General features: G+C 48.2%; 8 protein-coding genes, 8 tRNA genes, 2 rRNA genes and 1 other RNA gene. All 19 read right to left on the bottom strand.

From position 1 onward, the window contains the following. Positions 1-103: 103 nt before the first annotated feature. Positions 104-176, bottom strand: a tRNA-Lys gene (locus MHH86_RS00710). 5 nt (positions 177-181) lie between these two features. Then, a tRNA-Tyr gene (locus MHH86_RS00705) sits at positions 182-267 on the bottom strand. A gap of 8 nt (positions 268-275) precedes the next feature. Next, positions 276-348, bottom strand: a tRNA-Phe gene (locus MHH86_RS00700). Positions 349-410: 62 nt separating this feature from the next. Next, positions 411-488, bottom strand: a tRNA-Asp gene (locus tag MHH86_RS00695). Between the two features lie 14 nt (positions 489-502). Continuing rightward, positions 503-578, bottom strand: a tRNA-Thr gene (locus MHH86_RS00690). Positions 579-610: 32 nt separating this feature from the next. Next, positions 611-686: transfer RNA gene (locus tag MHH86_RS00685), tRNA-Val, on the bottom strand. 8 nt (positions 687-694) lie between these two features. Next, positions 695-771: transfer RNA gene (locus tag MHH86_RS00680), tRNA-Met, on the bottom strand. A 30-nt stretch (positions 772-801) separates the two neighbouring features. Further along, positions 802-893: transfer RNA gene (locus tag MHH86_RS00675), tRNA-Ser, on the bottom strand. An 82-nt stretch (positions 894-975) separates the two neighbouring features. Beyond that, positions 976-3902 (bottom strand): 23S ribosomal RNA (locus MHH86_RS00670). Between the two features lie 232 nt (positions 3903-4134). Then, positions 4135-5692: ribosomal RNA gene (locus MHH86_RS00665) — 16S ribosomal RNA — on the bottom strand. Together the 16S and 23S rRNA genes with 8 tRNA genes alongside form the textbook arrangement of a ribosomal RNA operon. 302 nt (positions 5693-5994) lie before the next feature. Next, positions 5995-6261: a pro-sigmaK processing inhibitor BofA family protein gene (locus tag MHH86_RS00660; RefSeq protein ID WP_036679918.1), complete on the bottom strand. Its 267-nt coding sequence runs from the start codon at positions 6259-6261 to the stop codon at positions 5995-5997. A 33-nt stretch (positions 6262-6294) separates the two neighbouring features. Then, positions 6295-6546: a DUF2508 family protein gene (locus MHH86_RS00655; protein ID WP_036679920.1), complete on the bottom strand. Its 252-nt coding sequence runs from the start codon at positions 6544-6546 to the stop codon at positions 6295-6297. A 137-nt stretch (positions 6547-6683) separates the two neighbouring features. Next, on the bottom strand, positions 6684-7283 hold the full coding sequence (gene recR, locus MHH86_RS00650) for a recombination mediator RecR (RefSeq protein ID WP_036679922.1): 600 nt from the start codon (positions 7281-7283) through the stop codon (positions 6684-6686). Between the two features lie 38 nt (positions 7284-7321). After that, positions 7322-7633, bottom strand: a complete 312-nt coding sequence (locus MHH86_RS00645; RefSeq protein WP_036679924.1) for a YbaB/EbfC family nucleoid-associated protein — start codon at positions 7631-7633, stop codon at positions 7322-7324. A 47-nt stretch (positions 7634-7680) separates the two neighbouring features. Continuing rightward, a complete protein-coding gene (dnaX, locus tag MHH86_RS00640) occupies positions 7681-9450 on the bottom strand; it encodes a DNA polymerase III subunit gamma/tau (protein WP_036679925.1) in 1770 nt (589 codons plus the stop codon). 137 nt (positions 9451-9587) lie between these two features. Beyond that, an RNA gene (gene ffs / locus MHH86_RS00635) (signal recognition particle sRNA large type) lies at positions 9588-9856 on the bottom strand. A gap of 117 nt (positions 9857-9973) precedes the next feature. Then, a complete protein-coding gene (rpmE, locus tag MHH86_RS00630; RefSeq protein ID WP_036679927.1) occupies positions 9974-10171 on the bottom strand; it encodes a 50S ribosomal protein L31 in 198 nt (65 codons plus the stop codon). 121 nt (positions 10172-10292) lie between these two features. Continuing rightward, a complete protein-coding gene (locus MHH86_RS00625; RefSeq protein ID WP_036679929.1) occupies positions 10293-11570 on the bottom strand; it encodes a radical SAM protein in 1278 nt (425 codons plus the stop codon). Between the two features lie 25 nt (positions 11571-11595). Next, on the bottom strand, positions 11596-12948 hold the full coding sequence (rho, locus tag MHH86_RS00620; RefSeq protein WP_036679930.1) for a transcription termination factor Rho: 1353 nt from the start codon (positions 12946-12948) through the stop codon (positions 11596-11598). Between the last annotated feature and the right edge of the window lie 81 nt (positions 12949-13029).

Here is a 13029-nt window from a genome sequence, read left to right as displayed (position 1 = left end):
ATTCTCTAATATTATGTTAATCACTACAGCAGCGCGCTACTATAATACGACATAAAAACACAAAAAAAGCCACCACCCTAAGGTGATGACTTTCTGTTTGGGATGAGCCATGAAGGACTCGAACCTTCGACACCCTGATTAAAAGTCAGGTGCTCTACCAACTGAGCTAATGGCTCATAAATGGTGGGGGATGATGGATTCGAACCACCGAACACGTACGTGAGCAGATTTACAGTCTGATGCGTTTGGCCACTTCGCTAATCCCCCAAAAAAGGTGGCTCGGGACGGAATCGAACCGCCGACACGAGGATTTTCAGTCCTCTGCTCTACCGACTGAGCTACCGAGCCATAAGATTACATGACAATTAAGCGGAAAAGTCTTACACTTCCCACTCATTTTGTGGAAAAAATGGCGGAACCGACGGGATTCGAACCCGCGGTCTCCTGCGTGACAGGCAGGCATGTTAGGCCAACTACACCACGGTTCCGCATTAAATAAAAATGGTGCCGGCGAGAGGACTTGAACCCCCAACCTACTGATTACAAGTCAGTTGCTCTACCAGTTGAGCTACACCGGCACGGTGTAAAAGCAATTCTAAAAAGATGAAAATGGTGGAGGCTGAGGGGATCGAACCCCCGACCCTCTGCTTGTAAGGCAGATGCTCTCCCAGCTGAGCTAAGCCTCCAGGTATTATGGTAGCGGCGAAGGGGATCGAACCCCCGACCTCACGGGTATGAACCGTACGCTCTAGCCAGCTGAGCTACACCGCCACAATAATTAGTATTGCTATGGATTGAAAATGGCGGAGAGAGTGGGATTCGAACCCACGCACCGCTTACGCAGTCTAACCCCTTAGCAGAGGGTCCCCTTATAGCCACTTGGGTATCTCTCCAAACGATATCAGTACCACAGCAATCCAAACAGGAATTTGACTCCCTGAAAACTGAATCCGAAACAAATCTGCATTCTAAGTATAGGATAAGCCCTCGACCGATTAGTATTGGTCAGCTCCATGCATTGCTGCACTTCCACCTCCAACCTATCTACCTCGTCGTCTTCAAGGGGTCTTACTAATTGGGAAATCTCATCTTGAGGGGGGCTTCACGCTTAGATGCTTTCAGCGCTTATCCCGTCCGTACGTAGCTACCCAGCCATGCTCCTGGCGGAACAACTGGTGCACCAGCGGTACGTCCATCCCGGTCCTCTCGTACTAAGGACAGCTCCTCTCAAATTTCCTGCGCCCACGACAGATAGGGACCGAACTGTCTCACGACGTTCTGAACCCAGCTCGCGTACCGCTTTAATGGGCGAACAGCCCAACCCTTGGGACCTACTTCAGCCCCAGGATGCGATGAGCCGACATCGAGGTGCCAAACCTCCCCGTCGATGTGGACTCTTGGGGGAGATAAGCCTGTTATCCCCAGGGTAGCTTTTATCCGTTGAGCGATGGCCCTTCCATGCGGTACCACCGGATCACTAAGTCCGACTTTCGTCCCTGCTCGACTTGTAGGTCTCGCAGTCAAGCTCCCTTATGCCTTTGCACTCTGCGAATGATTTCCAACCATTCTGAGGGAACCTTGGAACGCCTCCGTTACTCTTTAGGAGGCGACCGCCCCAGTCAAACTGCCCGCCTGACACGGTCCCCGTACCCGATAAGGGTACTAGGTTAGAACCTAGATACGATCAGGGTGGTATCCCAACGGCGCCTCCACCGAAGCTTGCGCTCCGATTTCTACGGCTCCCACCTATCCTGTACAGATCGTACCCAAATTCAATATCAAGCTGCAGTAAAGCTCCATGGGGTCTTTCCGTCTTGTCGCGGGTAACCTGCATCTTCACAGGTATTAAAATTTCACCGGATCTCTCGTTGAGACAGCGCCCAAGTCGTTACGCCATTCGTGCGGGTCAGAATTTACCTGACAAGGAATTTCGCTACCTTAGGACCGTTATAGTTACGGCCGCCGTTTACTGGGGCTTCGGTTCATAGCTTCGGGTTACCCCTAACCACTCCCCTTAACCTTCCAGCACCGGGCAGGCGTCAGCCCGTATACTTCGCCTTGCGGCTTCGCACAGACCTGTGTTTTTGCTAAACAGTCGCTTGGGCCTTTTCACTGCGGCCCCCTCGTGCTATTCACACTACCGGGGCACCCCTTCTCCCGAAGTTACGGGGTCATTTTGCCGAGTTCCTTAACGAGAGTTCTTCCGCGCGCCTTAGAATTCTCTTCTCGCCTACCTGTGTCGGTTTGCGGTACGGGCACCTTCTCCTGGCTAGAGGCTTTTCTTGGCAGTGTGAGATCATGACCTTCGCTACTATAATTTTCGCTCCCCATCACAGCCCAGCCTTATCGATGTGCGGATTTGCCTACACATCAGCCTCACTGCTTAGACGGACATCCATCAGTCCGCGTCACTACCCTCCTGCGTCACCCCATCGCTCATAGCGGATTACGGTGGTACAGTAATTTCAAACTGTTGTCCTTCGACTACGCCTTTCGGCCTCGCCTTAGGTCCCGACTTACCCTGAGCGGACGAGCCTTCCTCAGGAAACCTTGGGCTTTCGGCGGATCAGATTCTCACTGATCTTTTCGTTACTCATACCGGCATTCTCACTTGTGTAGTGTCCAGCGCTCTTTTCAGTACACCTTCAACCCCTACACAACGCTCCCCTACCCCAGATACATACGTATCTAGCCATAGCTTCGGTGGTGTGTTTAGCCCCGTTACATTTTCGGCGCAGAGTCACTCGACCAGTGAGCTATTACGCACTCTTTCAATGGTGGCTGCTTCTAAGCCAACATCCTGGTTGTCTGTGCAACTCCACATCCTTTCCCACTTAACACACACTTGGGGACCTTAGCTGATGGTCTGGGCTGTTTCCCTTTTGACAATGGATCTTAGCACTCACTGTCTGACTCCCGGCAATAAGTATATGGCATTCGGAGTTTGACTGAGCTTGGTAATCCTTGCGGACCCCGCACCCAATCAGTGCTCTACCTCCACTACTCTTATACCGAGGCTAGCCCTAAAGCTATTTCGGGGAGAACCAGCTATCTCCGAGTTCGATTGGAATTTCTCCGCTACCCCCACCTCATCCCCGCACTTTTCAACGTACGTGGGTTCGGGCCTCCAGTGCGTGTTACCGCACCTTCACCCTGGACAGGGGTAGATCACACGGTTTCGGGTCTACGTCCACATACTCATTCGCCCTATTCAGACTCGCTTTCGCTGCGGCTCCACCTTCTCGGCTTAACCTTGCATGTTAAACGTAACTCGCCGGTTCATTCTACAAAAGGCACGCCATCACCCATAGATCGGGCTCTGACTTTTTGTAAGCACACGGTTTCAGGTTCTATTTCACTCCCCTTCCGGGGTGCTTTTCACCTTTCCCTCACGGTACTGTTTCACTATCGGTCGCCAGGTAGTATTTAGCCTTAGCAGATGGTCCTGCTGGATTCATACGGGGTTTCACGTGCCCCGCACTACTCGGGATCCGTCTCGGAGAGAACACAGTTTAGGTTACAGGGCTTTTACCTCTATCGCGGGCCTTTCCAGACCTCTTCACCTACCATATTCCTTTGTAACTCCATGTGAGACGTCCCACAACCCCTAAGAGCAAGCTCTTAGGTTTAGGCTGTTCCGCGTTCGCTCGCCGCTACTGACGGAATCACTATTGTTTTCTCTTCCTCAGGGTACTTAGATGTTTCAGTTCCCCTGGTCTGCCTCTACATTTCCTATGTATTCAGAAATGAGTAACTGCGAATTACCACAGCTGGGTTTCCCCATTCGGACACCCCCGGATCAAAGCTTGCTTACAGCTCCCCGAGGCAGTTTCGTTGTTCGCCACGTCCTTCGTCGGCTCCTGGCGCCTAGGCATCCTCCGTGTGCTCTTATTAGCTTAACCTTGATTTTTCCGAAGAAAAATCTCACTAATAACATTTACTTGTTTGCACAAGTTGCTAAAAGATGTTCTAAAACGCAAATTCGTTTCGGTATCCAGTTTTCAAGGATCAAGTCTTACTTGAGAGCTTAAACTCTCAAAACTGAGCAACGAGTGAGTAACAGGCCTAAACCTGAGTTTTGGAAGCTGAGCTTCCGATTTGAATGTCCTCATTGCAGAGAACGATTCTCCATAGAAAGGAGGTGATCCAGCCGCACCTTCCGATACGGCTACCTTGTTACGACTTCACCCCAATCATCTACCCCACCTTCGGCGGCTGGCTCCCTTGCGGGTTACCCCACCGACTTCGGGTGTTGTAAACTCTCGTGGTGTGACGGGCGGTGTGTACAAGACCCGGGAACGTATTCACCGCGGCATGCTGATCCGCGATTACTAGCAATTCCGACTTCATGCAGGCGAGTTGCAGCCTGCAATCCGAACTGAGACCGGCTTTGATGGGATTGGCTCCACCTCGCGGCTTCGCTTCCCGTTGTACCGGCCATTGTAGTACGTGTGTAGCCCAGGTCATAAGGGGCATGATGATTTGACGTCATCCCCACCTTCCTCCGGTTTGTCACCGGCAGTCACTCTAGAGTGCCCAGCATTACCTGCTGGCAACTAAAGTTAAGGGTTGCGCTCGTTGCGGGACTTAACCCAACATCTCACGACACGAGCTGACGACAACCATGCACCACCTGTCTCCTCTGTCCCGAAGGCCGCTGCTATCTCTAGCAGATTCAGAGGGATGTCAAGACCTGGTAAGGTTCTTCGCGTTGCTTCGAATTAAACCACATACTCCACTGCTTGTGCGGGTCCCCGTCAATTCCTTTGAGTTTCAGTCTTGCGACCGTACTCCCCAGGCGGAGTGCTTACTGTGTTAACTTCGGCACCAAGGGTATCGAAACCCCTAACACCTAGCACTCATCGTTTACGGCGTGGACTACCAGGGTATCTAATCCTGTTTGCTCCCCACGCTTTCGCGCCTCAGCGTCAGTTACAGCCCAGAAAGTCGCCTTCGCCACTGGTGTTCCTCCACATATCTACGCATTTCACCGCTACACGTGGAATTCCACTTTCCTCTTCTGTACTCAAGCCACCCAGTTTCCAGTGCGACCTCAGGTTGAGCCCAAGGTTTAAACACCAGACTTAAATAGCCGCCTGCGCGCGCTTTACGCCCAATAATTCCGGACAACGCTTGCCCCCTACGTATTACCGCGGCTGCTGGCACGTAGTTAGCCGGGGCTTTCTTCTCAGGTACCGTCACTCCGGTAGCAGTTACTCTACCGGACGTTCTTCCCTGGCAACAGAGCTTTACGATCCGAAAACCTTCATCACTCACGCGGCGTTGCTCCGTCAGGCTTTCGCCCATTGCGGAAGATTCCCTACTGCTGCCTCCCGTAGGAGTCTGGGCCGTGTCTCAGTCCCAGTGTGGCCGTTCACCCTCTCAGGTCGGCTACGCATCGTCGCCTTGGTGGGCCGTTACCCCACCAACTAGCTAATGCGCCGCAGGCCCATCCCTCAGTGACAGATTGCTCCGTCTTTCATTCTTCTCTCAGGAGAAAAAAGAAATTATCCGGTATTAGCTACCGTTTCCGGTAGTTATCCCAGTCTGAAGGGCAGGTTGCCTACGTGTTACTCACCCGTCCGCCGCTAAGTTATTTTGAAAGCAAGCTTTCAAAATAACTCCGCTCGACTTGCATGTATTAGGCACGCCGCCAGCGTTCGTCCTGAGCCAGGATCAAACTCTCCAATTAGTATTGAAAAGAGCGATATGCTCATTTTGAAACATCTGACGAGAAAATTAATTCTCTAATTTTGGATTTCACTTGCGTGATTTCCTACTCACTCGTTGTTCAGTTTTCAAAGATCAATGTCTCATCTTTCGTCGTCGTTGCTTGTCAGCAGCGACCTTTATAATATATCACAGTGCCTTTGTTTTCGTCAAGCATTTTTTTAATTTCTTTTTTTGCTTGACCATTTCAGCAAGTTGTTAATCAACAGCTTGTCCAAACGGGCGAGACTTAATGTATCATATTTTTCAAAGCCACGTCAAGCATTAAAATAAAATTATTCTTAATCCGAGCAACATAACCACGCCAGGAAGCCCAAGAACCGTTACTGCGCCTATAGTTGCAGGGTTCAAAGGGATATACACCTGCGTGAGCAAACCTGAGAAGTTCACTACATATATCCCAAGTGCAGCCAATACCAAATGAACCCCAAATAAACTTAGCCACCCAAAACCCAGCTTTTTTCTAAATATAACTAAACCTAATAAGATAACGGATAATATCAATACGCCCATAGCTACCATTCTAAGCATGTAGATCCCCCTTATACAATTATTTACAAGCCCTTAAATTTGACTGCTGTTCAACCCTAAGCTTTTTGCATGTTTGAGATGTATCTGATATTTACGTTCTGCCGCCTCCAAAATATATATCGCGTAATCTATCTGATCCTGTCCCAACGCCTCGTCGAACATCAGGTAAGCCCTCTCCCACTCTGAATGCGCCTTACGGACCTCTAAGAGGGTTTCCCACCCCTCACTTTCCTTTTTGCCTTGTTCCTTATCCACTCCCCGCCACAGCTCTCTCCACCATCCCATTTCAATTCCTCCTCAGAATAATTTTGATGCAAAATACACATCTCGTTATTCTCATTCATATCGGGATAGGGACAAACTTAGAACAAAAAAAAGGAAACCCGAGGGCTTCCTTTTTGAAAAATACCACTATAGAGCTGCTAGAATAGCTCGCGACGGCCTTCCAACGCTTTGGACAAGGTAACTTCATCAGCGTATTCAAGATCGCCACCTACAGGCAAGCCATGAGCTATCCTGGTGATTTTAATCTCAAACGGCCGAACAAGACGAGAAATGTACATCGCCGTTGCTTCTCCCTCGATGTTGGGGTTGGTCGCCATAATAAGCTCGCTTACTCTCTCATCACTCAGACGGGTCAATAATTCTTTCAAGCGAATATCATCAGGGCCGATACCTTCCATAGGTGAAATTGCGCCCTGAAGAACATGGTAATACCCATTAAACTCCTTGGTTCGTTCTATAGCCACCAAATCCTTAGAGTCTTGTATCACACATATCACTGAAGGATCTCTAGTTTTGTCCTGACATATCTTACATGGGTCCGTATCCGTAATATTACAGCAGACCGAGCAATAGTGAAGATTGCGTTTGACGCTTACTAGCGCTTTTGCAAAATCAATGACTTCATCCTCTTTCATGTTAAGCACATGAAAAGCTAACCGGGCGGCTGTCTTCGGTCCAATCCCGGGCAAACGCGTAAAAGCATCGATCAGCTTAGCTAGCGGTTCGGGATAATACAAATTAATAATTCTCCTTTAGACTGAAGTGGAGTGGGCTATTAGAACAAGCCTGGGATCTTCATTCCACCAGTGAATTTACCCATGTCATTGTTAGCAAGCTCTTCAGCTTGAGTCAATGCATCATTTACAGCAGTGATTACAAGATCTTGCAGCATTTCAACATCTTCCGGATCAACGGCTTCCGGTTTAATTTGAATAGACAGCAATTTTTTGTGGCCGTTTACTTGGACAGTAACTACGCCGCCACCTGATGAACCCTCAATAACCTTGCCTCCGAGTTCCTCTTGAGCTTTGAGCATTTGCTCCTGCATTTTCTTAACTTGCTTCATCATTTGGTTCATATTATTCATACTTCGTCTCTCCTTTGGAATGCGCAATTAGCGCTAGTATGTTTATATTACTCTTTTATGACAACAAGGTCTTCTCCAAAAAGCTGGATAGCCTCATCAATCCAAGGTTCAGGTTTAGCTTCTGCAGTATCGTGTTCATGCTCCAGCTGCAGTTCTTCTTTGCCAGTCTGTCCCACAGACTTCTGGGCAGCTTCATTCCAGTCACGAAGCATCATGGTTACAAGTCTATAAGGTTTGCCTAGACGCGCTGCAAGCACACTCTCAATAACCTGTCTGTTTGCCGGCTTCTCAGTAGTATCGCGGTGAATCGTGTTCTTGAATGCAACAAGCACCGCATCCTCCATAATCGATACTGGCTCACCGTCTACAAACCATGCATGAACCGTTACCTTTTCCTCTTTTACTCCCTGCAGGACAAGGCTCCACTGTTTATAGATTGCTGCAAAATCGGGACTATCTTTACCAGCAATAAACTTATCTACGTTAGGAGGCATTTTTGAGGCTGAAGAAACCCGCGGTGTTGGAACCGCATGCGATTTCGGTGCAGGAGCACCATCACGCCCTCCTCCGGAAATACCACCGGATTGCATAGCCTGTTCCAGCTTCTTCTCCAGTGCTGCGATCTGTCTTTTGAGAAGATCCAGTTCACCAGAGTCAACGCTCGAATTATTCGCGCCTACTCCGGCATTTGTTTCACCTAACGGAGCAAATGCGGCGCTCTGACTTACCTCTTGCTGCAAGCTGCAAAGCTTCATCAGCGCCACTTCAAACAGTGTCTGAGGATGTGTTGCGTATTTCATTTCACCTAGGTATTTATTGATTGTATCTACAATCTGAAATAGACGCTCCCGAGAAAATGCGGTGGCCATATCTTTAAATTCAGCAGGATTCAGCACCCGCTCTGTTAATTGATCGGCCTCGGGTACCATCTTAATCATCAATAAATCTCGGAAATAATACATGAGATTCTCTAGGCATTTATCTGCACTTTTACCTTCATGCATAAGCTGCTCAACGAGCTCCAGAAGAAGACCCATATCACCTTCCAATATGGCAGTGGCAAGACGTGCAAATTGCTCGGAGGGAATTCCTCCTGTCATTCCTAACACTTGTTCGTACGTAACATTACCATCTGTAAAGGATGAAATCTGATCCAGCAAGCTCAATGCATCACGCATACCGCCATCAGATAGACGGGCAATATACTGCAATGCGTTGTTATCCGCTGTAATCCCTTCCTTCTCACAAATAGCAGTCAGATGGGCGGTCTGTTCTTCTAACGCCACTCTACGGAAGTCAAAACGCTGACAACGGGAAATTATTGTCGCTGGCAATTTGTGAGGTTCCGTTGTCGCAAGAATAAACATCGCATGTGACGGAGGTTCCTCCAACGTCTTTAATAGAGCATTAAAAGCTTCTGTAGTCAGCATATGCACTTCATCAATGATATACACTTTACGGCGTACCTCGGTAGGTGCATACTTCACCTTTTCACGCAGATCACGGATCTCCTCTACGCCCCGGTTTGATGCCGCATCTATTTCCTGCACATCCATTACATTACCCGCAGCGATTCGCAGGCAGGATGGACATTCGTTACAAGGTTCCGGACCTGGCCCACGTTCACAGTTAACCGCTTTAGCTAAGACTTTAGCAGCACTTGTCTTACCAGTTCCCCGCGGACCGCTGAACAGATAGGCATGCGAAACCCGCTGTTCACGAATTGCGTTCTGCAGCGTTTGGATAATGTGCTGTTGTCCAACCATGTCTTGAAACGACTGCGGCCGCCAAGCACGGTACAGCGCGATATGTTCCACTATGCATTACCCTCTCTTAAGCTGCCGCTTTCCCGGCATTTGTCGCAAATTTATTATACTATATTCATCGGCTATTGACCAAAAACAAAAAGCATCTTTGCTTGTGGCAAAGATGCTATGATAAACAGAATTATAAACCGTGCACCTGTTATTGATGGCTACGATCCAAGCGGCAACCCTACATGACTGCTCGAGTTAGGCCACCCTCCGGCACAAGAGTAATCTTACTTATGGCTGCTTCCTTCCGGACCTGACCAGGTTCATAAGCACTCATTGCGGAGGACCCAACTGTCAACACAGCCCGTAGGAACCAAGGCCTCACATCGATAGCACCTCTAACAGGAATTCAACCTCGCTACAGCGGATTGCGAGTTACAGGGCACCGCTACCTCCCCGTCTAGCACGGCGAAGATAAGTATAGCTCACGCTCGGACAAAAATCAACTCCAAGACATAAAATGAGCCCCTCAGCTATACAGCTGGGGGCTCAATCTAACCGTTAAGCCGCAAAGCGACTGTTCAAATTAGATACCATATTTCTTCTTAAATTTATCTACGCGACCGCCGGCATCCAGGAACTTCTGCTTGCCAGTGAAGAACGGATGGCAGTTGGAGCAAATTTCGACACGAAGCTCTTGTTTAACAGAGCCAGCTTCGAAAGTGTTGCCACATGCGCAGGTTACCTTAGTTACATTATACTTTGGTTGAATTGCTTCTTGCATTTTGAATTTCACCTCTCATGCCCTAAGCCTCATGCGGACCCAGAGTTATATGATTACACTGTGGTATTTTAGCACGAAATATCGAATTGGGCAATATGTTTCATTTTTACATTTTAGCCGCTTAAATATTGATTCCCCGCCGCTTAGCCCGCGCCATATCTGCTGGTGGCACATGTGTATAAGAGCCTATAACTACATCCGGCAGTTCATCGCGGAAAATATCAAGCATCGTCTTCATCCCAAGGATTTCACCCTGGGCAGGAGGAATCAACTCTAAATAGCTCTCCGGGTCAATGTTTAGATTACGCATCTGAATAAGCCTCAGATCAGTACGTCTTACAAACTCCAGCATCGCTTCAATCTCTTCTTCGCGATCAGTCACTCCAGGGAAGATTAGATAATTGATCGATGTGTAAACCCCCTGCGAAGCAGCGTATTTCAAAGATTTCTCTACATTGGCCAATGTATAACCGCGTGGTTTGTAATAAGCATTATAATGGTCATCAAGGGCACTGATTGTGCTGACACGCATCAAATCGAGCCCAGCATCAACGATTCCTCGCATATGATCGCTTAATCCCGCATTGGTGTTGATATTGATATAGCCCATATCAGTAATCGAGCGCACTTCACGAATAGCTTCTATAATAAGTTTTGCCTGCGTGGAAGGTTCCCCTTCACAGCCTTGTCCAAAGCTGATAATCGATTCAGGCGTCTTTAAATGCTCCAACATAACTTGTGAAATTTCGTTGACCGTAGGCCGGAAATTCATCCGAGTCTGCGGAGATACAAAGCCGCTATCATCAGGTTGCTCAGAAATACAGCCAAAACATCCAGCATTACATGAATAAGAGACGGGTACACCGCCCTCCCAACGCCCTAAAAAGGTATTGGAGGAAGTCAGGCATTCATAGCCAAGCGCACAGTTAGAAAGATGCTCATAGAGACGGTTATCAGGATATTTGGCTGTCATCTCACCAACGCTGACTTCAAGATCTTCTTTGTCACAATTAAGTGGATTCCATTTCTCTGGATTATCGGTAGGGTCTGCCGCAACATAGAACCCGCCATCCTTCCACACTACAGCCGAATACCCAAACAGAGGAAGCTTATAAGACTTATCTGTCTTCACATAACCAGGAAGACATAGACGAGTATAGCCTTGCGGCAGCAGCGCTCCGACAGCCTGCGAGCCTTCCGGCAAAGACATCATTTCACCCGTCTCAGGATTCATACCCACAGCACGTGTACTAGGCAAGCCCACGAGCGTAGCACCTTCTGGTAATGGAATTAATTCTTCCTCCAGCATTTCAACAATCATATCCCCGCTACGAGCTAGCCCGTACAGTTCGGGATGATCATATACGTTTCCTTGCCCGTCGGCATATACCAAATACATGTTAGTCTCCTCTTATTATCAATTCTCAAGTTGTAGGTACTGAAGGTGTCTTCGCCCGCGTGGTACGACGAGCAGCTGTACCACTGTTGGAGGTGCCCCCGTTACTTGCAGTCCCGTTTGGTGTTGTTTTTGCCCCGGCAACGTCAAAGGATGCCAAGAACTCAGCATTAGTCTTCGTATCACGCAGCTTTTTGATGAATCCCTCCACAAAATCGTAGGATTCGTTCATATTTTTGCGAATCGCCCAAATCGTATCCAGTTCTTCTTTGCTCAAGAGCACTTCTTCGCGACGTGTACCTGAACGACGAATATCGATAGCTGGGAATATCCGGCGTTCCGCCAATTTGCGGTCCAAATGAAGCTCCATATTACCGGTACCCTTAAATTCTTCATATATAATATCATCCATACGCGAGCCAGTATCTATTAATGCTGTTGCCAAAATAGTTAATGAGCCGCCTTCTTCCACATTCCGTGCAGAACCAAAAAACCGCTTCGGCCGGTGAAAAGCCGCCGGGTCAATCCCCCCGCTAAGTGTACGTCCAGATGGTGGAACCACCAGATTATAAGCACGCGCCAGACGCGTAATGCTATCCAAAAGAATAACTACATCCTTCTTGTGCTCAACTAAACGAAGTGCCCTTTGCAACACAAGCTCAGCCACTTTAATATGATTCTCTGGAAGCTCATCAAACGTCGATGCAACCACTTCGCCTTTTACAGAACGCTGCATATCGGTTACTTCTTCAGGACGTTCATCAATCAGCAATACAAAGAGCTCAATCTCAGGATTATTAGTGGAAATACTATTGGCTATTTCTTTTAAGAGGAGCGTTTTTCCTGCTTTTGGAGGTGCTACAATCAAACCCCGCTGCCCCAATCCTACAGGAGCGAGCAAATCCATTATTCGGGTAGACAAATGAGTAGGGGATGTTTCAAGCGGTAGCTTGTCTTGCGGATAAAGTGGTGTTAATGCTGGAAAATGAAGACGCTCCGCTGCACTAGCAGGGTTCTCGCCATTAACGGCATTGACTTGAAGCAGGCCAAAATATCGTTCATTTTCTTTTGGTGTCCGACATTTACCAGACACAAGATCTCCGCTTCTGAGATCAAACTTACGAATTTGTGAAGCTGAGATGTAAATATCTTCAGCGCTGGGCAAATAGTTAATCGGCCTAAGAAATCCATAGCCCTCAGGCAAAATTTCTAGTACGCCTTCCATAAACATGAGACCGCTCTGCTCTGCCTGTGCCCGAAGGATCGCAAAGATCAGTTCCCGTTTCTTCAGCTGTCCGTAATAAGGAATCTGGTATTTCTTGGCCAGCTTATATAACTCGGTCAGCTTCATTTCTTCCAGATCGGAAATTTGAAGATCCATGTAATAACCACCTATTCAATTTTTAAATGAGTTCTTCCTAGTCTATCTACTAGGCAAAAATATGATTCTATTAAAATGCTC

Source organism: Paenibacillus sp. FSL F4-0097 (genome assembly GCF_038593125.1).
In the GTDB taxonomy this organism is placed as follows: domain Bacteria; phylum Bacillota; class Bacilli; order Paenibacillales; family Paenibacillaceae; genus Paenibacillus_AQ; species Paenibacillus_AQ odorifer.
Note: the sequence above shows the minus strand (reverse complement) of the source record. Positions and strands in the feature narration are given on the sequence as shown.

Bases quoted from the DNA above. Each gene is read 5' to 3' on its own strand.
- MHH86_RS00660 (WP_036679918.1), bottom strand. From the start codon at position 6,261: ATGCTTAGAATGGTAGCTATGGGCGTATTGATATTATCCGTTATCTTA.
- MHH86_RS00655 (WP_036679920.1), bottom strand. From the start codon at position 6,546: ATGGGATGGTGGAGAGAGCTGTGGCGGGGAGTGGATAAGGAACAAGGC.
- MHH86_RS00645 (WP_036679924.1), bottom strand. From the start codon at position 7,633: ATGAATAATATGAACCAAATGATGAAGCAAGTTAAGAAAATGCAGGAG.
- rpmE (WP_036679927.1), bottom strand. From the start codon at position 10,171: ATGCAAGAAGCAATTCAACCAAAGTATAATGTAACTAAGGTAACCTGC.
- MHH86_RS00625 (WP_036679929.1), bottom strand. From the start codon at position 11,570: ATGTATTTGGTATATGCCGACGGGCAAGGAAACGTATATGATCATCCC.
- rho (WP_036679930.1), bottom strand. From the start codon at position 12,948: ATGGATCTTCAAATTTCCGATCTGGAAGAAATGAAGCTGACCGAGTTA.